Annotated in this window: 17 protein-coding genes and 1 pseudogene; 9 read left to right on the forward strand and 9 right to left on the reverse strand. The window is 45.3% G+C overall.

The genetic code is table 11. The annotated features are described in order from the left end of the window. Nucleotides 1–16: 16 nt before the first annotated feature. The 3 genes from BM100_RS13900 to BM100_RS13910 all read left to right on the forward strand — a co-directional run bounded on the left by BM100_RS13900 (nucleotide 17) and on the right by BM100_RS13910 (nucleotide 3737). Complete coding sequence (locus tag BM100_RS13900; protein WP_092511934.1) at nucleotides 17–286, forward strand: DUF1145 family protein; 270 nt, start codon at nucleotides 17–19, stop codon at nucleotides 284–286. A 259-nt stretch (nucleotides 287–545) separates the two neighbouring features. Beyond that, on the forward strand, nucleotides 546–1172 hold the full coding sequence (locus tag BM100_RS13905) for a lysoplasmalogenase (RefSeq protein ID WP_092511936.1): 627 nt from the start codon (nucleotides 546–548) through the stop codon (nucleotides 1170–1172). A gap of 207 nt (nucleotides 1173–1379) precedes the next feature. After that, the gene (locus tag BM100_RS13910; protein ID WP_092511938.1) at nucleotides 1380–3737 is read left to right on the forward strand and encodes a zinc/cadmium/mercury/lead-transporting ATPase; all 2358 of its coding nucleotides are present in this window, start codon (nucleotides 1380–1382) and stop codon (nucleotides 3735–3737) included. Between the two features lie 189 nt (nucleotides 3738–3926). Here the strand turns inward: BM100_RS13910 and tusA are convergent, their stop codons facing one another. Continuing rightward, entirely contained in the window at nucleotides 3927–4181 is a 255-nt protein-coding gene (gene tusA, locus BM100_RS13915) for a sulfurtransferase TusA (RefSeq protein WP_092511939.1), read from the reverse strand. A gap of 169 nt (nucleotides 4182–4350) precedes the next feature. Here tusA and BM100_RS13920 point away from each other — a divergent pair, with 169 nt between their 5' ends. After that, a complete protein-coding gene (locus BM100_RS13920) occupies nucleotides 4351–5019 on the forward strand; it encodes a 7-cyano-7-deazaguanine/7-aminomethyl-7-deazaguanine transporter (RefSeq protein WP_092511941.1) in 669 nt (222 codons plus the stop codon). Between the two features lie 242 nt (nucleotides 5020–5261). Next, entirely contained in the window at nucleotides 5262–6362 is a 1101-nt protein-coding gene (locus tag BM100_RS13925) for a glycerol dehydrogenase (RefSeq protein WP_092511943.1), read from the forward strand. Nucleotides 6363–6462: 100 nt separating this feature from the next. Here the strand turns inward: BM100_RS13925 and glpC are convergent, their stop codons facing one another. The 5 genes and pseudogenes from glpC to BM100_RS13950 form a co-directional block, all read right to left on the reverse strand. After that, nucleotides 6463–7668, reverse strand: coding sequence for an anaerobic glycerol-3-phosphate dehydrogenase subunit GlpC (gene glpC, locus BM100_RS13930; protein ID WP_092511945.1), 1206 nt, complete (start codon nucleotides 7666–7668; stop codon nucleotides 6463–6465). 92 nt (nucleotides 7669–7760) lie between these two features. Then, nucleotides 7761–9023, reverse strand: a pseudogene (gene glpB / locus BM100_RS13935) (glycerol-3-phosphate dehydrogenase subunit GlpB); the annotation flags it as partial. Continuing rightward, nucleotides 9013–10695: an anaerobic glycerol-3-phosphate dehydrogenase subunit A gene (gene glpA, locus BM100_RS13940; RefSeq protein ID WP_092511949.1), complete on the reverse strand. Its 1683-nt coding sequence runs from the start codon at nucleotides 10693–10695 to the stop codon at nucleotides 9013–9015. The pseudogene glpB and the gene glpA, both read right to left, overlap by 11 nt. A gap of 364 nt (nucleotides 10696–11059) precedes the next feature. Then, nucleotides 11060–11257 (reverse strand): MbtH family NRPS accessory protein, encoded by a 198-nt coding sequence (locus BM100_RS13945; protein WP_092511951.1) that lies wholly within the window; start codon nucleotides 11255–11257, stop codon nucleotides 11060–11062. After that, nucleotides 11254–14436 carry a thioester reductase domain-containing protein gene (locus BM100_RS13950; protein ID WP_092511953.1) on the reverse strand — a complete coding sequence of 1061 codons (3183 nt, stop codon included), beginning with the start codon at nucleotides 14434–14436 and terminating at the stop codon, nucleotides 11254–11256. The genes BM100_RS13945 and BM100_RS13950 overlap by 4 nt, the downstream gene beginning before the upstream one ends. Nucleotides 14437–15396: 960 nt before the next feature. Here BM100_RS13950 and glpT point away from each other — a divergent pair. Together glpT and glpQ are read left to right on the forward strand one after the other, a co-directional pair. Beyond that, a complete protein-coding gene (gene glpT / locus BM100_RS13955) occupies nucleotides 15397–16749 on the forward strand; it encodes a glycerol-3-phosphate transporter (RefSeq protein WP_092511955.1) in 1353 nt (450 codons plus the stop codon). 616 nt (nucleotides 16750–17365) lie between these two features. Beyond that, nucleotides 17366–18442, forward strand: a complete 1077-nt coding sequence (glpQ, locus tag BM100_RS13960; protein WP_092511957.1) for a glycerophosphodiester phosphodiesterase — start codon at nucleotides 17366–17368, stop codon at nucleotides 18440–18442. Between the two features lie 56 nt (nucleotides 18443–18498). On the opposite strand, the gene epmA is transcribed toward glpQ, so the two are convergent. The 3 genes from epmA to BM100_RS13975 form a co-directional block, all read right to left on the reverse strand. Further along, nucleotides 18499–19476: an elongation factor P--(R)-beta-lysine ligase gene (epmA, locus tag BM100_RS13965; RefSeq protein ID WP_092511959.1), complete on the reverse strand. Its 978-nt coding sequence runs from the start codon at nucleotides 19474–19476 to the stop codon at nucleotides 18499–18501. A 418-nt stretch (nucleotides 19477–19894) separates the two neighbouring features. After that, nucleotides 19895–20245 carry a hypothetical protein gene (locus BM100_RS13970; RefSeq protein WP_092511961.1) on the reverse strand — a complete coding sequence of 117 codons (351 nt, stop codon included), beginning with the start codon at nucleotides 20243–20245 and terminating at the stop codon, nucleotides 19895–19897. A gap of 42 nt (nucleotides 20246–20287) precedes the next feature. Next, nucleotides 20288–20623 carry a hypothetical protein gene (locus BM100_RS13975; protein WP_092511963.1) on the reverse strand — a complete coding sequence of 112 codons (336 nt, stop codon included), beginning with the start codon at nucleotides 20621–20623 and terminating at the stop codon, nucleotides 20288–20290. A gap of 702 nt (nucleotides 20624–21325) precedes the next feature. On the opposite strand from BM100_RS13975, the gene frdA reads away from it, so the two are divergent. Continuing rightward, nucleotides 21326–23122 carry a fumarate reductase (quinol) flavoprotein subunit gene (frdA, locus tag BM100_RS13980; RefSeq protein WP_092511965.1) on the forward strand — a complete coding sequence of 599 codons (1797 nt, stop codon included), beginning with the start codon at nucleotides 21326–21328 and terminating at the stop codon, nucleotides 23120–23122. Then, nucleotides 23115–23849, forward strand: coding sequence for a succinate dehydrogenase/fumarate reductase iron-sulfur subunit (locus BM100_RS13985; protein ID WP_092511967.1), 735 nt, complete (start codon nucleotides 23115–23117; stop codon nucleotides 23847–23849). Before frdA ends, BM100_RS13985 begins: the two co-directional genes overlap by 8 nt. Nucleotides 23850–23859: the final 10 nt, after the last annotated feature.

Consider the following 23859-nt stretch of genomic DNA (forward strand, 5'->3'; position numbering starts at 1 on the left):
AATTTTGGAGCCAATGATGTTTGTTCAATTAGGAAGAATTATCATGACCCTTGTTTGGGGGATCATGATTTTCAACTTATTCCATCCTTTTCCCAAGCCGTTGAAATATTTCATGGATATTGCCATGGTATTCACGGTAATCATGCATGCTTTCCAGTTACTATTGCTGAAAAACTCCCAGCCTAAAGATCAAAAGCTGTCGACTTTCCTCCAGACTAAGATTTTCTTTTTCGGTGTCTTTGAATTATTGGCCTGGCAGAAAAAGCAGCAACGAGAGAAAAAATAATTCCCCTCCTGCCTGTTTTTCCTGTCAGGAGGAACAGCAAATGCCGTCAATGAGTGATCCGGCTAATTACTCATTGACGTTCTTTGTTTTTGATAATAAAACGTTACCCGTTCGTTAATCGTTAATAATACCTAGCCAGTAGGTAATCTGATATTGAGGATTTCAAGTTTACGGATATAAATCAGGACACACTCCGCTTCCCCATCATAAATAGTAATGTCTGAACAAACAGGCATTGAACATTAAGGAAAGGAAAAATATGAGTTGGCCATTTCTTGCTGTGTTTTTCTCTGGATGGTTATATATTGACGCTGCCTATCGTGGTATCAGTTGGCAACAATGGGTTTTCCGTCCGGTCACAATGCTGCTTTTGTTGTTGTGGGCATGTCAGGCTCCCAATCTTGAGGCATCGGGTTATCTCATTATCGCCGGGCTTCTCACTGCCTTACTTTCTGATTCACTTCGCATGTTGCCAAGTAAGTATTTACTCTTTTCATTTATCGCGCTATTCCTGAGTTACCTGCTGTATACCATCAGTTTTGCCCTGCATATGAGCTTCGCCCTCTTTTTCCCGCTTCCACTGATTTTGCTGGCCGTTGGCGTTGTGGTCATGCTGCTTGTCTGGACTCGCCTTGATAAGATGCGCTGGCGAGTACTGGATAGTTACATTATGGCCTTGGTGATGGTCTGGATTGCCGGAGAACTCTATTTCTCACTTGGCAATGAGAGCCGGTTTTCTATCATTGCAGGCGCCATTTTGCTGCTTATCGGGCATAGCATCAATATTATTGGACAATATCGCTTCCCTTTCCGGTTATCCAAAGCGGTTGTCGCCACCTGTAGCTTTATCGGGCACTTCCTGATTATCCGCTCACTGTTTCTGTAAGCCATTTTTCACTTGCAGGCAGGGATTGAAGAGCCAATAGCACAAACAGCGCAATATCAGAGAGGAAGGGCGTTGATGATGAGAATTCCCCTCAAATAGCACAAATCATCAAAAGAATTCCTCTTATTAAATTTGACTCTGGAGTTAGCTCCAGAGTGTAGAGTTAATGTAATCCGACTAAAATTAACTCTATTTGAGGGGTCGCCTATGTTATTCACAGATAAAAAACATAAGCAATCACAGAACGATTCCACTTTTTCCTTGCCGCAAAATCCGCACGATTGTGGCGAAAAGGCCAAGAAAGAAAGTGGGCACTCACATAATTCTCATGATGCGCTCCATAGGCATTCTCATGATCACGATAAAGAGCATGCGCATGAGCACGATCATGGTTCGCATGACCATAGCTCGCATGATCATTGTTCACACGACCACACGCACGCCATACAAGATACCTCGCCCCTCAAATTAACGGCCAACCAGCGTTTTAATTGGGTTATTGAAGGTATGGACTGCCCAAGTTGTGCGGGAAAAATTGAGAATGCCGTCAAAAAATTACCCGAAGCTAAACAAGTCAAAGTTCTGTTTACAACAGAAAAATTAGTGGTTGATTCTGATATTGATATTCGATCCTCTGTGGAGCAAGCCGTAAAGCAGGCAGGGTTTGAAATCAGGGAAACGGATGCTGTATCCAAGCTGCCCTCAACCGCCAACCATTGGAAAACATTTGCCCCAATCCTGACCCTTGCGGCCTTGATGCTGATCAGTTGGGGAGTATCCGGAATCAGTGCCCCTGCCGGGCAAATTGCCTTTATCATTACCACATTAATTGGGTTATACCCGGTTGCGACTAAAGCCTTTAAGCTCATCCGTTCAGGCACTCCCTTTGCCATTGAAACATTGATGAGTGTTGCCGCCATCGGTGCGTTGTTTATTGATGCAACCACAGAAGCTGCAATGGTTATTTTGCTCTTCAAGTTAGGGGAAGTGCTGGAATCTTATGCCGCCGGACGGGCTCGCCGTGGTGTCAGCGCCCTGATGGCGCTGGTGCCAGATAAGGCTTTGTTGGTGAAAGAGGGAAAAAAGGTCACCGTATCTGCGACTGAGCTGAGACCCGGCGATATTATTGAGGTTGCTCCGGGTGCCCGTTTGCCTACCGATGCTGAGTTGCTCAGTTCCTTTGCCAGTTTTGATGAAAGCGCCCTGACTGGTGAATCTATTCCCGTTGAACGGAAACAGGGCGAAAAAATCGCTGCGGGTTGTCTTTCCGTCGACAGCGCGGTGCAGATGAAAGTGATTTCTGAACCCGGCCACAACGCCATTGACCGCATTCTTCAATTGATTGAAGAAGCAGAAGAGCGTCGTGCGCCGATTGAACGATTTATTGACCGTTTCAGCCGCGTCTATACCCCAATAATCATTTTGTTCTCGGCACTCATGGTGTTAATTCCGCCTCTGTTTTTTGCCGAGCCTTGGGATACGTGGCTCTACCGTGGGCTTACTTTACTGTTAATTGGTTGCCCTTGTGCATTGGTCATTTCGACACCTGCCGCAATTACTTCCGCGTTGGCAGCCGCAACGCGCCGTGGCTCTCTCATCAAGGGAGGAGCGGCATTGGAGCAACTTGGCTCCGTAACCACAATTGCGCTGGATAAAACCGGCACACTGACCGAAGGAAAACCTCAGGTTACTAACATCGAGCCAGTGCCCGCCATTAATGCAGACACGTTGCTGGCCTTGGCAGGTGCGGTAGAAAGTGGCTCCCATCACCCATTGGCTAAAGCCATCCTTAACGCGGCAGAAAATAGAGGCGTGACGATTGTTGAGGCTGAACAGCGCAAGGCGCTGGCAGGTACCGGAGTTGAAGGATTGTTGTCAGGACAGAGAATTTTAGTTTCCGCACCCGGGCGGCTTCCTGAAAATACCTTGTCTGAGGAGTGGAAACAGAGGGTTATCGAACTGGAAAGCGGCGGTAAAACCGCAGTTGCTGTCATGCAGGGTGAACAATTCATGGGCTTAATCGCCATGCAGGATACTTTGCGCCAAGATGCCATTGATGCTATCCGCGCTCTGAAAAAACAGGGTGTTGATGCCGTCATGCTCACCGGCGACAATCCCCGTGCGGCCTCAGCCATCGCAGGTCAACTGGGCATTGATTATCGGGCAGGTTTATTGCCTGAAGATAAGGTCAAGGCTGTCACTGAATTAAATAAACAACACCGTACGATGATGGTCGGTGACGGGATTAACGATGCGCCGGCCATGAAAGCCGCCAGTATCGGTGTAGCCATGGGCAGCGGCACGGATGTCGCGCTGGAGACCGCCGACGCCGCACTGACACACAACCGGCTGACTGGGTTATCTGAAATTATCGCGCTGTCCCGGGCAACCCATTACAACATTCGTCAAAATATCACCATTGCCCTTGGATTAAAGGCTATCTTCTTGGTCACCAGCTTATTGGGGATTACAGGGCTGTGGATGGCGGTTCTGGCTGATTCAGGGGCGACTGCCTTAGTTACAGCAAACGCAGTCCGGATATTGAGAATGAAATTGAAGCAATAAATAACAAAAAAATAACAAATTGAAAAGGTGCAGGATATGCACCTTTTCAAAATTACAATCACTAAAAATTGCTATTAAGGAAAAAGGAAGTATGGCATTTGGCGGAAATAATCATGGTGACCAAATGCCATATTTAAAGCTTAGCACGCATCTTTTTTTCTGCCAGAAAATCACACAAAATTTTTTCTTTTATGCAACATTGTCGCTTTTTCTAAGCAGATAGCGATAAGGTGTTTGCTCCGTTTCCTGCGCAATCAACGCATGATCCATGAAACGACAAAAGCCCGGTATATCGCGGGTTGTCGCCGGATCATCGGCAATGATCAACAACGTCTGCCCAGCGGTCATATGGCGGACGGTCTTACGCACCATCATCACTGGCTCCGGGCAACGTAATCCTAACGTATCAAGCGTTTTATCAGGATTGGCAAAAACATCGGACATAACTATCTCTGCGGGTTTAAACAATTTATGGTGGTGGATTATATTACATAATATCGTCAACTGCCGACTTTACTTTTGTTGCGCGACACGCGTATGATCCATTTCGCCTGATATTTCAGGCACATTTATTTTTTGGGTTCCCTCACCCCATTCACCAAAAAGGTACAATATGTTCCAATTGACCGAGCAACAACGCGCCACGGCATTGATCTGGCTTTCACTTTTTCACGTTTTAATCATTACTTCCAGTAACTATTTGGTGCAATTGCCCATCTCCATTTTTGGTTTTCATACCACGTGGGGAGCTTTTACCTTTCCATTTATCTTTTTGGCGACTGACCTGACTGTACGTATTTACGGCGCACCATTGGCCCGCCGGATCATTATTTCAGTGATGCTTCCTGCTTTGCTGATTTCATATCTGGCTTCCGCGTTATTCTTTCAGGGACAATGGCAAGGGTTGGAAGCATTGGGAACTTTCAATCTGTTTGTTGCCCGCATTGCCACAGCCAGCTTTATGGCTTATGTGCTCGGACAAATATTGGATGTCGGTGTCTTTAATCGCCTGCGTCAAAAACGCCGCTGGTGGGTTGCGCCTTCTGCAGCCATGTTTTTCGGCAACCTGATTGATACGCTGGCCTTTTTCTTTATTGCGTTTTACCGCAGTGCCGATGCGTTTATGGCAACACATTGGGTAGAAATTGCCTTGGTAGATTATGCGTTTAAGTTATTTATCTGTATGCTTTTCTTCCTGCCGGCTTATGGCATTTTGCTGAACTTGATTATTAAATCCTTTTTCGCGCAATCAACCGACAAGATCCTGACCAAAGCCCACTAAGCCTGCTCATTAAAGATGGTGCTCTGTATATTCAGAGTGCCCATTTTTCATCTCTAATTACGCATATTCTGCTTTTACTCATAACCTCTGTGTATATTTTGTCGTATAGTGTTGAGCACCATATTTATGTCGAACAACATATCGTGTTGAACGACGGGCACATATAGGCAACAACCTGCCACATGCCAGTCCAGTATTGTGATACTCCATGCTTAGTTTCCGCTGAAGAAGGAATATTTCTTATGCTGAAAGTGATCCAGTCTCCATCCAAATATATCCAAGGGCCGGGCGCGTTATCCCACATTGGTCAATACACCAAAATGCTTGCTGACCATGTCTTCGTGATTGCTGATAATTTTGTCATGAATCTTATTGGAGACACCGTCAGTAAAAATCTGGAGGAACATGAAGTTACCAGCCATTTCGAAATTTTTAATGGTGAATGCAGTCGAAGTGAAATCCAGCGTCTGTCCGCCATATTGGTACATAATCAATGTCAGGCTGTCATTGGCATTGGCGGGGGTAAAACCCTGGATACTGCCAAGGCAGTAGCGTACGAATCCAAAATCCCTGTCATTGTTTCACCGACTATCGCTTCAACTGATGCTCCCACCAGCGCCCTTTCCGTCCTGTATACGGAGCTGGGTGAATTCGACAGTTATTTATTCTATCCACAGAACCCAAATATTGTGCTGATGGATACCACCATTATCGCCAAAGCGCCCATTCGCTCACTTGTTGCGGGCATGGGAGATGCACTCGCCACCTACTTTGAGGCGCGGGCCAGCAGTGCTGCCCATAAGCCCACCATGGCAGGTGGAATGACATCCACAACTGGTCTGGCAATGGCAAAATTGTGCTATGAAACCTTGCTGGCGGAAGGATACAAAGCAAAACTGGCAGTAGAAGCGGGAGTCAGCACACCTGCGGTTGAGAATATTATTGAAGCAAATACTTACCTCAGTGGCATTGGTTTTGAAAGTGCAGGTCTGGCGGCGGCTCACGCCATCCACAATGGCTTCACGGTATTGGAAGAATGCCACCATCTCTATCACGGTGAGAAAGTGGCTTTTGGCACACTGACACAATTGGTAATGGAGAATAGCCCAAGTGAGGAGTTGGAAACTGTTCTCGATTTCTGTATACAGGTTGGTCTGCCTGTGACGCTGGAACAACTCGGATTACGTGATAGTGAAAATCTGCCGCAAAAAATCATGCAAGTTGCCATCGCAAGCTGTGCCGAAGGGGAAACCATCCACAATATGCCTTTCCCTGTGACGCCAGAGCAGGTTTATGCTGCGATTTTAACCGCAGACCGGATGGGACAGGATTGGTTGTATTAATTGCGTTGGTTGAAATTAAGAGAAACTTTCTAGTGTCAGGGTATATTCCGGCCCTGACACTTTTTCTCAAGAACGTAAGAGCAGCATGCACGAGGTGCGCTTACTGACTGGTAGCCACCGCCCGCGCCAACAAACTTATCGGGTGTTCACATTGTTTGCTGGTAGACATCTCTATCTGCCACTTGCAGGTCTCGCAGTCTGTAATGACCAAATCAACACCACTGGCTTCAATCTGACGGAATAAATTCGCCCCGATCCCTTGGGAAACATCATAGTTTTCCTTTTTAAACCCATACGTGCCCGCGATCCCACAACATTGAGAATCAAGAATAACCAGCTCAACACCCGGAATGCGCCTGATTAACTCAATGGAATAAGCAGCCCACCCCATTTTTTCCATGTGGCACGGGGTGTGGTAAGCCACTTTTAGCGGGGTATGTTTCAATGGCAAATCGCGCCCTTCATCCAGCAAGCGATAGATATAACGTGTTGCCAGCTCGATTTGATCACGTACAGGACGCGTATCAATGCCCAAAATATGGGGATATTCATCACGCAAGGTAAAAGTACAACTGGATGACGTTGCCACCACCGGGATTTGCCGTTCAATCACGCTTTCTGTCAAAGAAGCCAGATTGACTCGAGCCTGACGTTTCGCCTGTTCAATAAAGCCATTGGCAATCAACGGAACACCACAGCATTTTTCCCGGTTCAGCAACTGAACGCCAATGCCCATTGCATTAAAAACCGCCAGTAAATCTTTTCCCAATTGCGGATGGTTATAATTGACGAAACAACCGTGGAAATAAGCGACCTGTTCCCTAAATTGCGATTGAATTTCTGCCTGCTTACGATACCAGCGGCGAAATGTACCAAAGGAATATTTGGGCAGTTCACGCCGATGGTCAATTTTCAGCGTTTTATCCAACAAGTGGCGCATTGGTTTCAGCCCGGTCACGGCATTGACGACGGGGGCAAATGGCGTGGATAAACTTCCCATGAGATCGGTGTGGCTCAGAAGAGCATCCCGCAATTTGGGACGGCGGGAATGGTAATCGATTTTCGCCCGCTGGATGATATCACCAATTTTGACGTCGGACGGACAGGCAACTTCACAGCGCTTGCAGTTGGTGCAGTATTTCAATGCCTCATCATATAACGCAGGATCTTTGAGACGCAGGCGCTCCCCATCTGGGCCGGCCTGTTTTGGCCCCGGATATAGTGGGTTTACTTTGGCAACCGGGCAATAGGTTGTACACACCGTACATTTAATACAGCTTTCAAAACTGTTATCGAGAATGTTCATTGCGTAATCTCCCTGCTCCCAATGTTTTTTGGGGCGATTTTTTCTGGGATGATTTGCTCTGGTACGGTTTGTGCTGATAAAGGCGATGCCACGATAGCCTGCTCGGCAATAATCTGTTCAGCAATAAACAATGCACTCAATACGGAAACCCCTGCGCCGCAACCTTCTGCCAGTGGATCGTATCCCCCCAGTACCGCCCCCGCGGCATAAAGATTTTCGATCACCCTGCCTGCTTTTAGTGGGCGTAAACACGCATCTGTCTGTACACCGAATTTCAGGTAAGGTTGTGGCGCAAAAACGTTTTGCCGCGTCCACTGCCCATATTCAGGGTTTTCCAACAAATCCAGATCCAGCAACGGCTCATAAACACGGTTAAATTCAGTTTTCAGGCCATTATTGAAAAAACTGCCGGTTGCCAGCACCACATTTGAAGCCCGCAGCGGAATATCACCATGATTGCGACTATAAACATGGGTAATGTGATTATTTTCCATCCCTACGCCATTAACCTTATCTCCCACCATCATAATGCCGCCAAGCTGCCGGAATCGGTCACGCATAGTTTGATTGATTCGAATGCCAAGCAAGGAAGGTGGCAGTGTCGGCAGTAAATAGATGGGCTTGCCTACCTGCATGTGTAAATTTTCAATGATATCCCCAGACTCCAGGCCGATGCAGGCGGGTAAGAAAATCGCATCATGGCCTTTCGAATGCTGGCTAATTTCCTCTGCCAGCAGGGACAGATTTTCAGGTAAGTCCAGTAAACGGGCAATATTGACGGCACGGAATTCACTGGGGTTATCCCGCAATCTATCCAGACATGACAAATGAATTTCTTGTGCCTGCGCTTTAATTCCCTGCCTCCGCAACGCACTGGCAACTATTTTGGGCTGAAAATCCAGAAAGCCTTCAATACCGATCACAACCACATTTTCCCACGGTAATGGGCGTTCCAATTCACAGGTAGGCACACAGGCCGGACTGAGCCATGTCATGCGTCGACGACCAATCGGCGTAATACGGCAGTGGTTTTGTGATGCTGACCCCTTCATCTTTAGGCCGCTTTTCTTCAGCAAATTTTCAGCCTGATACACTAATGAGGCGATATTTTTTTCACCGATCCGGCTATAGGGATGTGCCGGAGCCTGTTTAGCCAACTCAGGCAACACGGTCAAAGGGTGCAGGACTTCACGCCCATCAGGTAGATGCGAAAGTAAATCCATGGAGCCGGATGAAAAGTGGAGCGCGCTTTGACCCGCACTGATGATTGCGCAGGATTTCCCCGCTTCCGCCAGCCTGATGCCACAGGTTAGCCCCGCCAATCCACTGCCAATAATGACGACATCAAATTTCATCGTGAACCTCCCTTATTGGTGGATTAGGTTGCGAATGAGTTGGCGGCTCATTGATAGTGTCGTCGTCCAGGCCTAGCAATCCCTGATAAATCCAACTGGTGAATTCACTTTCCCGCAATGCATCTCCCCAAGCGATCGGGCGAATGCCTTTCCATCGTTCATTCAGAAAATGCGCCAATTGCTGTTCAGAATCCAACTCGCTGGTTATCCCAAGTCGATTTAGTAGCCCTGCGGCACGACATGCACAAAGCTCACCCTGACAAGTCCCCATGCCTACACGTGTTCGGCGGCGCAAGTCCAGCAAATTATTGACCGCCAGAGATTCTGCCGCATACTTCACTTCCCCAGCCGTGACGGCTTCACATTCACACACCAAACTTTTTTCCAACCGTTCTGTACTCAGCAATTTGGTCGCCCGATCCCCGTGGCGATATACCGCTGAACCCCGAATCGGTGCCGGCAAAGAAATTGCTGTACGCAGCGTTTGTTCGGCCGTATCCCACGAGCCGGGCAGCGGCTCCTGCGCAGTCGTGCAGATCTCCTCCACCCCCAGTTTTTCGCAAACTTTATCTGTCGCCCACTCCGCCATTAAGCGATAAGTCATCAGCTTGCCACCGGTAATGGTAATGAAACCATCAAGCCCGTCGCGTTCAGCATGATCGAGCAGGACGATCCCCCGACTGACACTGCGACCGGAAGGATCATCATCGCTTGCAACCAACGGGCGCACACCGGCATAAGCGCGTAAAATGCGCGTTTTTGCCAACTGGGGAGATAATTTCGATCCTTCCCTAATCAGGGTATCCACTTCTTCCGGCGTCACATACATGTTGTCTATCTGATCATATTCAACGCGCGTGGAAGTTGTCCCGATCAGGGAAATGGTGTCGCCGGGCACGAGAATGTCGGCATCAGCCGGCTTGCGGCAACGGTTGATAACCATGTTGTTGATCCGGTGGCCGAGGATTAACAAAGCCCCTTTCGCCGGAAACATCCGCACTTTCAACTCGGCATATTCTGCAATTTTTTGCCCCCAGATCCCGCCGGCGTTCACAACTATTCGGGCATAAATATCGTATAGCCGCTTGCTTTGATGATCATAAACATGAACACCAATAATTTTGCCCCCCTGCCGAATGACCCCCATGACTTCATGGTAGGTCAATACTTGCGCTCCATGCTCTTTGGCATCCAGCATATTGGCGGCAGTCAGACGAAACGGATCCACCGTGCCATCCGGCACCATGACAGCCCCGATTAAAGCGGGATTGACAGCAGGTTCCAGTCGTCGGGCTTCTTCCGGCTCCATTGCCTGAACATCAATCCCGGCTTTCTCACATGCCGTGATAAAAGTCTGTTGATATTCCACGGGATCTTCCGGCAGGGTGATAAACAGTCCGTTGGTTTTTTCAATGCAATGGCGGGCAATACGCTTGAGAATTTTGTTTTCTTTGATGCACTCTTTGGCCGATTCACTGTCCGTGACTGCATAACGCGCCCCGCTATGCAGCAAACCGTGGTTGCGGCCCGTCGCACCGGTCGCGATATCATGGCGCTCCAGTAAAATACACCGTAATCGCCTGCGGGCGCAGTCCCTTGCAATTCCTGCGCCTGTCGCGCCTCCACCGATAATAATCACATCCGTTTCTGTTACAGGAGAACCATTCATCAAAGATGCTCCTCTTTTTTCTATGACACATTTTTATGGCCTATTTTTTATGGTAAATGCGTATACCAACCGCGCATCCGGCCAATCTGTGTCTTGTTGAGATAGATAAAATATATCCAACGGACGTGAATATTGTTTGATAAAGAACAAATACGAGCGATAAACGCGCATGAAATAACATGTAAAAGTACATATCGTGATAAATATCACGCTTTGATGAATAGCATAAAAAATGGCACGGAAAAATGAACACAAAAAAAGCGGGCATGCCCATATAGATGCATGCCCGTAGTAATAATAAGTAAGGATGATTGATAATTACCTATCCAATCCGTGGATATCCATTAATAAGCTACTTTGTAATAAGCTACTTTGTCGGCTCCGGCCAAATGGCAGCAATGTGGTTCAAACACTCTTCCTTAGAACCCATTTTTCCCGTTGCCATCCACCCCATCGGGATTTTTTCCTCAGAAGGCCAGACCGAATACTGCTTTTTACTATTAATGACAACTGCCCAATCCATGTCTCCACTTCCCTTGACGCTATTTAAAGTCAGCTGTTTCATGCGACGGCCTCCTGTGCGAATCTCTCCGGCAGAAGAGCCGGCAAGAAACCTGTACCAATTAAATAACGCAATACTTGGTGAACATATTCAGCCGTCACTGTAGGACAACGAATGTCGCTTCCGGTCAGTGCTGACAATGTATTTTTCAACTCCAATTCAGGGTGGATTTCGTCAATGTATGCCGGATCCAGCGCCCGATAAGGTCTTTCTGTCATATCCCTTATCAACGGGATAAGTGGATAAAGTGGGTGAGTATCATCTAATGCAAGGATCTTCTCTTTTCCTTCATCGAACGGCACAGGATTGAGGATATAACCAAAGTCCTGTACCCAATCAAAGAACTGCCGGATAGAGACTTGCACCGGGTTAAACAAGTTAAAGAATTTTCCGTTTGAATCCGCCTGCTTGGAGATATGCACCAAGGATGCTGCGACATAATCAACAGGTGTGATATCAAGCAGCAAATCGTGCTCAGGGTAGAAGCCCATTGCCAGATAGCCTTTCAAAGACGCTATCAGGTAATCATTCCCCTGTGCAGCCCCTGTGCGGGTATGCCCAAGGATCAGCCCCGGACGGTAAATGCTCACGGGGACACCGCGTTTGCGGGCAATATTGATGATCCCTTCTGATACCCACTTACTGCCCGAATAACCAGAAGGATCGCGTACCGTTTCACTCATGGCACGATCATCTTCCAAATAAGGGCGAGGCGATTCAGTGGCAAACAGTGCATTCACGGAAGAAACATAATGGAAGTGTTTCAAGCGTGCTGTACAAGCCAATTCCAGTGCCGTTCTGGTGCCATCAACGTTGATGCTTTTGAGTGCACTATAAGGATAGATGAAATTGACCAGCGCCCCGTTGTGATAGATAACGTCAACGTTTTCTGCAAGCTGTGCCCATGTTTCCGGCAACAGGCCGAAGCGAGGTTGCCCCAAGTCACCGACAACAAAATCCACACGCTTAAGTTCATTGCCCACATCAATTTGGTAATTCTTGAACCCAGCCTTAATCCTGTCACGGGCATGCTCTTCATCAGATGCGCGGCACAGGCAGATGATTCTGGCTGAGGTCTGTTTCAGCAATTGCTCCAGCAAATGCAGCCCAAGATATCCGGTCGAACCTGTCAACAATACAGTATCTGGCTGATACCAGTTGGCATGGGGCAAGCCGTCAGGGCGAACATTTTCTTTCAGGTAGACATCATTCCTGAGTGTCTTCGCATGCTGACGAATCAGCGCTTCGCTGTGATAAGTTCCCGCGATGCGGGCCGGATTTATCTGGCGCGCTATGGTCATTTCATCCAAGATTGCCGAAATTCTGGCAATGGTGGGTTCCACATAAATACCAGAGATTGGGATCCTCAGTGAAAACGCTTTTTCAATGTTTTCTACCATGCGGGCCACGAGGATGGAGTGCCCCCCAATCTGGAAGAAATCATCAGTGATCCCAAATACATCCGTTGCCAGCAAATCACGCCAGATGGCATAAACACGTTTTTCAGTTTCAGTCTGTGGCTGTACTGCGTCAGAACTGGCATTCAATCGTTCCGCCACTTCTTCCAACCGCTTTTTATCTCGTTTGCCACTGCTTGTCAGCGGGATATAAGGAATACGGTAATATTCAGTCGGGATCCAGGCTTCATGCAGTATTTCCCGCAGCGATACTTGCGTTTCACGTACCCACTCCTCCGGCACAATCATATTCGGGTTGAACAAGACAAACGCTTGGATCTTGGCAAAATCGCCGCTGCCAGCGACCCGGATAATTGCATCTTGTACACCTTGCTGTTTTCTTAGTGCTATTTCTATTTCACCCAACTCAATGCGATACCCACGCACTTTCACTTGATCATCTTGTCTGCCCATATAAATGAGGGAGCCGTCATCAAGCATGCGTGCCATATCACCCGTCAGATATGCCCTTTTGCCTTTTTCCGTGATATCAGGTACATACCTTTTGGCTGTTTCAGTCGGATTATTACGGTAACCCGCAGTCACGCCCAGCCCGCCAATGAGAATTTCACCGACTGTGCCTTTGGGGACTGGACGCAAGTACTTATCAACAATTGTGATGCTGGTGCCGGGGATCGGGCCACCCAATTGAACTTTATCCCCTTTTTTCATGCGAAATGCGGTTGACCAAATAGTGGTTTCTGTTGGGCCGTAAACGTTCCACAAAGAGCCACCGGTGGCGGTGAGTTGATCTGCCAGATCTTGTGACAATGCTTCCCCTCCGCAAAGCATTCCCATTTCAGGACGAGGTTTCCAACCTGCATTCAAGGCCATTGACCAAGTTACAGGTGTTGCTTGGGCAAAAGTAAAGCTTGGATCTGATAACGTGTCAGACAACGCCATCGCATCACGTTGTGTGTCAATGGAAGCGATATAGATGCTGCCACCATGGACGATAGTCAGCAGTAATTCCAGAACGGAGATATCAAAGGAGAACGTAGTCAGTGCCAGCATATGGTCATCTTGACTGACTGACAGTAATTTGCCGAATCCGCACAGGCAGGCAGCCAGATTGTCATGCTGAACTTGTACTGATTTAGGTAATCCAGTCGAGCCGGAGGTGAACATCACATAAGCAGGGTGATCGCCCAATGCAGGGATATCTATGTCTCCGGCGAACTCAGGTTTATTTATCTCATTGATGTTATCTAAAATAACATCCATAGAGATGAGCGTTGACGCCTTTAATCCCGCGGATACTGTCTTATCAGACACCAGAATACTTTCCGGCAGGCTGGCAAGAATATCATTCAGACGTTTTTCCGGCATCATTGTGTTGAGGGGGATATAGACCGCCCCAAGCCGCCAGATTGCCTGCATGGTGACAAACCATGAAATGCCTCGCTGAGCAGCAATGGCAACATTGCTTCCCATCTTTACTCCATAGTGGCGCAAAGTCTGTGCGGCTTTTTCAATACGCTGGTTCAACACGCCAAATGTCAGTGTTTCATGTGGATCAGAAACAGCGGTGTCATTTGGTACGGTTTGTGCCAATTCAGCCAACCGTGCGGGGACATTGGTGAACCATGGTTTGAGCTCTGCTGTCATTTGACTGATATTACTAATATTTTCAGTATCAAAAGCAGTTTCAGTATCAAGAGCAGGAGAAGATTTTTGCCCAGTAAATGCTGTGTGTAATATTGCCTTGTGTGTGTAAGTATTCATAATGATGTTCTCATCTTCTGAGCTCCATTTATCCCATCACTTTTCATGATGAATGGAGACATCAATGCTGGTAGTCGTTATTTTTCAGTTTTCACCTACATTCAGTACCTGCAAATACTTTATGTTGGCGTTAACCGATTAAATAAAATCAATTAAAAAAAATTTAGTGCAAATTTAATAAATATATTAATTAGTATTATTTTGTAATCTTTGATTAATTCAACAATCAACTTATATAAAGTCATTCATTCATTGGTTAGCAGAGTGCATACGCCTATACAGACTGCCAAAAATACACATAACAAACTGATATTAAAATGATTTTTATTGTTAAATAGTTATAGAACCCCTCATGATTACGCCTATCATGAGTATGAATAACTATTTGTGGTAATATCCATTATTTCGAATTCCAATTTCAAACATTTTATTTGTAATTGAGTTATAAAAAACGCCAAACATGTAAATAAAAAGAAAACGACATAAGAACATTAAGACATAATTTATATAATTAGGCCAAATTACCAGCCATAAATTTTCAATTATCCAACAAAAAATACCAATACTTATTAATAAATAGCATTTAAACTATTTAAGTTTATATAAGTTATATTTATATTGGGTTATAATTTAGGCGAAATAACCATTTTCGCAATAGGCCATTGTATGATAAAGAACATAAACGAACCTTTAAACGCATAAAAATAATAAGCAAAGTATTTTATTGTGACAAACATCACGATAATATGAACAAATTGTATTTAAAAAAACCTCTAAATCACTCAGAATCACCGCCTTTGCGAAACTATATCTATATGTTAGCCACACCTCACAGTTATATAAGGTTGTTTTAGCTAATATTCCTTTCGTTATGGAAAATATTTTTTAAAATTTTTCGTTTAATATCATTACTGCTCTGCGGTGGTGATTCGCTCATACAAAAACCATGTGGAGACAAACATGTTAAGTATTTTTAAACCGAAGCCTCATAAGGCCCGGTTGCCTGCGCAAGAAATAGATCCACTCTATCGTCGCTTGCGCTGGCAAATTTTTATGGGAATCTTCTTTGGCTATGCCGCCTACTACCTGGTAAGGAAAAACTTTGCGTTGGCAATGCCTTATTTGGTGGAACAAGGCTTCTCCAGAGGTGACCTTGGGTTTGCTCTGTCCGGGATTTCAATTGCCTATGGATTCTCGAAATTCATTATGGGTTCCGTTTCAGACCGTTCAAACCCAAGATTTTTCTTACCTGCGGGTCTGATTCTCGCTGCAGCCGTTATGTTGTTTATGGGCTTCGTTCCGTGGGCAACGTCAAGCATTGCCGTCATGTTTGTCCTGCTGTTCCTCTGTGGATGGTTCCAAGGCATGGGCTGGCCTCCTTGCGGACGTACCATGGTTCACTGGTGGTCGCAAAAAGAGCGTGGTGGAATTGTTTCTATCTGGAACTGTGCCCACAACGTCGGCGGTGGCTTACCTCCTTTATTGTTCCTGTTGGGCATGGCCTGGTTCAACGACTGGAAAGCCGCGCTGTATATGCCTGCATTTGCAGCGATTTTAGTCGCCCTGATTGTCTTTGCTTTGATGCGCGATACCCCACAATCTTGTGGTTTGCCGCCAATCGAAGAATATAAAAACGATTACCCACCTGACTACACTGAAAAAGATGAAAAAGAACTGACTGCAAAAGAAATCTTCATGCAGTACGTTCTGCCCAATAAATTGCTGTGGATGATCGCGATTGCTAACGTATTCGTCTACTTGCTGCGTTACGGCATCCTTGACTGGTCACCAACCTATTTGAGAGAAGTCAAACATTTCGCACTGGATAAATCTTCTTGGGCTTACTTCTTGTATGAGTATGCAGGTATTCCGGGAACGTTGTTGTGCGGATGGATGTCTGACAAAGTGTTCAGGGGCAACCGTGGTGCAACGGGTGTATTCTTCATGACACTGGTGACCATCGCCACCATCGTCTTCTGGATGAACCCGGCCGGTAACCCAAATGTTGACATGATCTGTATGCTGGTTATCGGGTTCTTGATTTATGGCCCTGTGATGCTGATTGGCCTGCACGCACTGGAACTGGCACCGAAAAAAGCAGCCGGAACAGCAGCAGGTTTCACCGGCCTATTCGGTTATCTGGGGGGCTCTGTAGCCGCCAGCGCCATCGTTGGTTACACCGTTGACTACTTCGGCTGGGATGGCGGCTTTATGGTCATGGTCGGCGGCAGCGCATTGGCTGTTGTTTTACTTCTGTTTGTTATGCTGAGCGAAAATAAACACAAGCAAGAAATAGCTCGTCAAGGTCAGTGATAGCATTGAAATCCACTGATTAATCTTATATGAATCGCAGTGCGGCTTGATTGCACTGCGATTTTATTATGAATATTTCATTGCACCGCAAAAAAAGAGGCTCTTGAAAAACTTAACTACCTTGGACTGAAAAACAAGAATAAGGGATATATGAATTATTCCAATTGTTCGATATTGTAAATATTTTATGCATTAAATTACCGCACAAACAAAATGGAGATTTCATATTTCTCCCTCCTTATTTTCCAACATGCTATTTTTCCACACATTATTTAATATTAAATATTTTTTACATAATTATTGCAAATTAATATAGCTCATATTATTCAATTCATTCTAATTTAAGCATAAAAAAATTATTCATCATGGTGTTGTTCATTTATTAACAATAATAATAAAACTTTTTTTAAACCAAACCTGAAGAAAAAAATTTATGTCATAAAACTGTGACATACTGCTGGTAAAAAGAATGTTCAGGGTTGTGTTACTTCATCATTTTATATAAAAAGCAATCTTAATTTTTATTCTATTATTTTAGTCACTGATGAAAAAACAGTGAAACAATAAACGACTCATTGTTGTTTAAGATTTTTATTAGAAAAAATGGAGAATTCCAATGCAGACCCCTATGAAAGCAATTATGGCCGGTATTCTGTTAGCCTCATCAATGTCAGGCATTGCACAGGCAGCCGATAAAATTGTTATTGCCCATCGCGGTGCCAGCGGCTATCTGCCTGAGCATACGTTACCCGCCAAGGCAATGGCCTATGCACAAGGTGCTGATTATCTGGAACAAGACCTCGTCATGACGAAAGATGATCAGCTCGTTGTACTGCACGATCATTATCTTGATCGCGTCACGGATGTCGCAGAACGTTTTCCAAACCGTGCCCGTGCTGACGGCCGTTATTATGCCATCGACTTTACGCTACCAGAAATTCAGTCCCTGAAATTTACTGAAGGCTTTGATATCAAAGACGGCAAAAAAGTCCAAAGCTATCCGGGTCGCTTCCCGATGGGCAAATCAGATTTCCGCATCCATACTTTCCAAGAAGAATTGGAATTTATCCAGGGTCTGAATAAATCTACGGGGAAAGATATTGGTATTTATCCTGAAATTAAAGCACCGTGGTTCCATCGTCAGGAAGGCAAAGATATTACAAGTAAGGTGCTGGAAGTCCTGAAACAATACGGCTATACCAAAAAGAGCGATAAAGTTTATCTGCAATGTTTTGATGCCAACGAACTCAAGCGCATCAAAAATGATCTGGAACCCAAAATGGGCATGGATCTGAAACTGGTTCAGCTTATTGCCTATACCGACTGGAATGAAACTTACGAACAAAAACCTGATGGTACTTGGCAAAACTACAGCTATGAGTGGATGTTCAAGCCGGGCGCCATGAAAGAAGTGGCAAAATATGCTGATGGAATTGGCCCTGATTACCATATGCTTATCGAAGGTAACTCAACACCAAACAACATCAAGTTAACCGGTATGGTAAAAGAGGCTCACGCCAGCCATCTGGTCGTTCATCCGTATACTATCCGCATTGACCAATTGCCAAAATATGCCACCAACGGCAACCAGTTGTTTGATATCGTTTTCGATAAAGCCAATGTTGACGGCGCATTCACTGACTTCCCTGATCTAGCGGTGAAATTTTTGGAAGCACACCACGAACACAAATAAGCAGAAAATCAGCAACAAGAATTCTCAGGGGCAGCTCAACGCTGCCCCAATAATAATTATGAAATTCCCACCGGAAAGGCAATAACCTCGCTGATCCGTTCGGCACCCAGCGCCAGCATAATCAGGCGATCCACCCCCAGCGCAACACCGGAACAATCCGGCATTCCATGAACAAGTGCAGCAAGCAAATATTCATCAATCGGCTGAACTGGCAGCCCCATTGCTTCACGCTTGCGGTTATCCTGCTCAAAGCGAAGGCGCTGCTCATTGCTGTCAGTCAGTTCACGGAAACCATTCGCCAGCTCCATTCCTTTAAAATAAACTTCAAAGCGTTGTGCAACACGGTGATCTTCCGGACTGATTTCTGCCAATGCCGCCTGAGATGCCGGGAAATGGTAAATAAACGTCGGTTTTTCAAGGCCGATTTGCGGTTCCACGCCCATCACAAAAAGCAATTGCAGCAGGGTATCGCGATCCTCTTCCTGATCCGCGATATTACTGAGATCCAGTTTCGCCGCGACTTCCCGCAGTTTCTCTTTACTGGCTGTCAGCGGATCCGTATTCAGATAACGGATGAATGCTTGTTGGTAGGAAAGCGATTCGGCACTTTCACAATCCAAGATCTGTTGCAACAGATCATCGACCTCATTCATCAAGCGGTACATATCGTAATGCGGGCGATACCATTCCAGCATTGTGAACTCAGGGTTGTGATGGCGGCCAGCCTCTTCATTGCGGAAACTTTTCCCCATCTGATAGATCGAGCCGCTGCCCGCTGCCAATAAGCGCTTCATATGGTATTCGGGGCTAGTCATTAAGTACAAGGTCAAGCCATCAGCCGCTCCTGGCCCGACAAATTGAGTCTGGAAAGGGACCAGATGAACGTCGGTGACAGTTGCCTGACTCATCGCAGGGGTTTCTATCTCCAACACCCCACGATCTGCGAAGAAGCGCCGTATTTCTGCTAGAATTTTTGCCCTTTTCAATAAATTGGCGATAGGGGCACTTGGCTGCCAATTCGCGACTTCGTTCATGTTCCTGTGACTCCAAAATAAAACAAAACGCGCAGTTTACCCGTATCAAGGCCACCAGACAAATTTTCAACACTCAATGGGGGAACGCATTCCTTCCTGCCATTTTCTGCAATACCAGTGGACAGAGTGCCCTTTATCTCTATATGGAAAATCATAAGACATAGACTATAAAGTTTTGTTAAACATTTTTCTGATTTTGTTGGAGATAAATTAAATGTCAGTCTGAGAATAAAAAGAAATTATAAAAATTAGATTAATTTAATTTTTATAAAAGAACTGTAAGAATTCCGCCGTAGTTCCATTAAGTAATATAGGCCTCCGTGCCCAAATACCAAAAGATACGATCCGGAATCAAAGATAGTAGATGTAATAAACAAGAGAGAAATTAACCTCATCTTAAACCCATATCAGAGACTGATCACCAGGGAGCGAGTGAATCGGGTGGTGTACCTTTGACCTCAATCATAATACCTGAAATATAACCTACTGCAGGTGTAGGTGGATTACCTTCAACTCTTAATGACATATTATACCTATTTCTATTTTTTAGAGCTGCCAATAATGCGAGATATATTCCAGTTCCGCTTATACTATAATCCGCATATGTCAAAAGATATATGCGCATTCCAAAGAATTCTGGACTTGTCACTTCCACGGAAAGATTATTCTTTAAATAATCAGTTCTAAGCCGGTTAATGTTTACATTACGAAGAACTGTAAATTTATTTTGTGCTATATTGTCTGACATTGATTTATCATTATTGTTCATATGATTATCCCTATAATAAATAAGTGAGCTATGCACTCAAAACTAATAGATATCAACGCCTGAAATAAAACCGACGTGGGGATCACCATGATAGCCATCGGCAATTAATGATACTGGCTTACCTGTGGCTAAAGCGTCCAGTAACCCTGCATAGGTTGCAAGCCCCCTCATCTGCTCAGAAGGATGCATAAAATCAAAAAAGATATACCCATATCGCGAATCATAAACCGTGACCCTAATCTGATCATTCTTAGCCTGATCCTGAATCTGATAAATCTGCAACCTGTCAATTTTTACACTGTTATAAATTGCTTCAACTTCATTTTTATCATCTAATTTTGACGCATCAACTAAATCTGATTTATCTTTAATATTCATATAGTCACCTCTTAAATAAAAATAAACTTTGGTCGTTTTTTATGGTGGTAATACGCTATATAAAAAAGATATAAAAATATTTATTTGTGATATATTTTAAAATATATGTTTTTTACTCCCCCCTATTTGTTTTAGGAGAATTATACATCAAAATACATCAAAGAGATCAAAAGATCACCAATCCCATTAATCAAAAAATAAACATACAATCAAAATATATATAATTTTTCTTGTTGTTTTGCACGCAAAAATAACCCAACAAACTGATTAATAACACCTATTAAAACCATTAAGTCAAACCATTATTATATATATTGATATATTTATTCAAAAAAATTCATACAATATATTCAACTTAAACATATCACAAAGGCATATGATATTATTAATTTAATAAGTACCTTAAATTTTATATTGATTGTGGATGTTTGCTCCAATAACATCACGACCATTAATCACAATAATATTTTTGCATTTTACATTAAAAAATTTGCTAAGTAACTTTTCACTCAAAAGGTGAAATACATAAAAACATGCCTCAGATCAACTTTTACCAGCAAAACCCGACAAAACCCACATTCAGATCAAATTTAACCGCCATATTATTAGCTACAATGAATAATATAACCAGTAAGAGATAGTCAACTTAACATTTTATTTTTATTTATTTTTTTACCCTCACTTGAACAACGGAGAAGCGCAGTGCAAACCATCAATGTCGACCTGGCGATTATCGGAGCTGGTGGCGCAGGGCTACGAGCAGCCATCGCTGCTGCTGAAACGAATCCCCAGCTCAAGATTGCTTTGATTTCAAAAGTGTATCCTATGCGTAGCCACACCGTGGCCGCAGAAGGCGGATCAGCCGCAGTCACCCAGTCCCATGATTCTTATGATTTTCACTTTAACGATACGGTGTCTGGCGGGGACTGGCTATGTGAACAAGATGTGGTTGAATATTTCGTCAAGCATTGCCCGACCGAAATGATCCAACTGGAACAATGGGGTTGCCCATGGAGCCGCAAAGAGGATGGTTCCATCAATGTTCGTCGCTTCGGGGGCATGAAAATTGAACGCACCTGGTTTGCCGCGGATAAGACTGGCTTCCATATGCTGCATACATTGTTCCAGACTTCCCTGAAATACCCCCAGATCCAACGTCTTGATGAGCACTTTGTGCTCGATATTTTAGTTGATGAAGGGCAAGCCCGCGGTTTGGTGGCATTGAATATGATGGAAGGAACGAAAGTTCAGATCCGCGCCAATGCTGTGATTATGGCCACCGGCGGTGCCGGACGTGTCTATCGTTACAATACCAACGGCGGTATTGTCACCGGTGATGGAATGGGCATGGCATTCCGCCACGGCGTACCATTGCGCGATATGGAATTTGTGCAATATCACCCAACCGGCCTGCCCGGTTCCGGTATTTTGATGACTGAAGGCTGCCGCGGTGAAGGCGGTATTTTGGTGAATAAAGATGGCTATCGCTATCTGCAAGATTATGGCTTAGGGCCAGAAACACCTCTCGGACACCCTGAAAACAAATACATGGAATTAGGCCCGCGCGATAAAGTCTCTCAGGCTTTCTGGCATGAATGGCGCGCCGGACGTACCATCGCCACACCACGGGGTGATGTTGTATATCTGGATTTACGTCATTTGGGTGAGAAAAAACTGCTCGAACGTCTGCCCTTTATTTGTGAGCTGGCAAAAGCCTACGTCGGTGTTGACCCGGTCAAAGAACCCATTCCTGTCCGTCCGACCGCACATTACACCATGGGCGGAATCGAAACCAATCAGCAATGTGAAACTCGCATCAAAGGGTTATTCGCTATCGGGGAATGTTCGTCTGTCGGCCTGCATGGCGCGAATCGCCTCGGTTCTAACTCTCTTGCAGAGCTGGTTGTCTTTGGTCGTCTGGCGGGAGAAGAAGCAGTCAGACATATTCAGGAAGCAACCCCTGCCAATGATAGCGCCCTGAATGCCCAAACTCGCGATATCGAGAATAAGCTCAATAATCTTTTGAACCAGAAAGGCAGCGAAAGCTGGGCAAAAATCCGTGATGAATTGGGAACGTCCATGGAAGAGGGCTGCGGGATTTACCGTACACCAGAGTTGATGCAGAAAACCATCGACAAAATTGCAGAATTGAAAGAGCGCTTCAAGCATATTGAAATTAGCGACCGCTCCAGTGTATTCAATACCGACTTGCTCTACACCATTGAGTTAGGATTTAGCTTGGATGTCGCTGAGTGTATGGCTCATTCAGCGCTCAACCGCAAAGAGTCACGTGGCGCCCACCAGCGTCTTGATGAAGGTTGCACCGAACGTGACGATGAGAATTTCTTGAAGCATACGCTGGCTTTCTACACGCCTGAAGGTGCCCCCCGTCTGGAATACAGTGATGTGAAAATCACTAAATCTCAACCAGCGAAGCGCGTATACGGTGGTGAAGCGGCAGCGCAAGAGAAAAAACAGAAGGAGAAAGCGAATGACTGAGATGAAAAACCTGAAAATGGAAGTCATGCGCTATAACCCCGAAGTGGATAATGAGCCTCATTTCTCCACTTATGAAGTCCCTTACGATGAGCAAACTTCACTGTTGGATGCGTTGGGCTACATTAAGGATAATTTAGCGCCTGACCTGTCTTACCGCTGGTCATGCCGAATGGCTATCTGTGGCTCCTGCGGCATGATGGTGAACCGTGTCCCCAAACTGGCCTGTAAAACTTTTTTGCGGGAATATCCGCAAGGAATGAAAGTTGAAGCGCTGGGCAATTTCCCGATTGAACGGGATTTGGTTGTCGACATGACACACTTCATTGAGAGTCTAGAAGCCATCAAGCCTTACATTATCGGCAATGATCGCAAACCCGCTGATGGCCCGAACGTGCAGACCCCTGCCCAAATGGCGAAATACCACCAATTCTCGGGTTGTATCAATTGTGGTCTGTGTTACGCAGCCTGCCCTCAATTTGGCCTGAATCCTGAATTCATTGGGCCTGCGGCGGTCACTCTGGCACATCGTTACAATCTTGATAACCGCGATAGCGGCAAGAAAGAACGCATGCCACAACTCAACAGCGATAACGGGGTTTGGTCTTGTACTTTCGTGGGTTATTGCTCTGAAGTTTGTCCGAAACACGTCGATCCGGCAGGGGCCATTCAGCAAAGCAAAGCTGAAAGTGCCAAAGATTTCCTTATCTCTATGCTGAAACCACAATAAGGGAGGAAAG

The sequence above is a fragment of the Xenorhabdus mauleonii genome (assembly GCF_900113945.1).
Classification (GTDB): Bacteria; Pseudomonadota; Gammaproteobacteria; order Enterobacterales; family Enterobacteriaceae; genus Xenorhabdus; species Xenorhabdus mauleonii.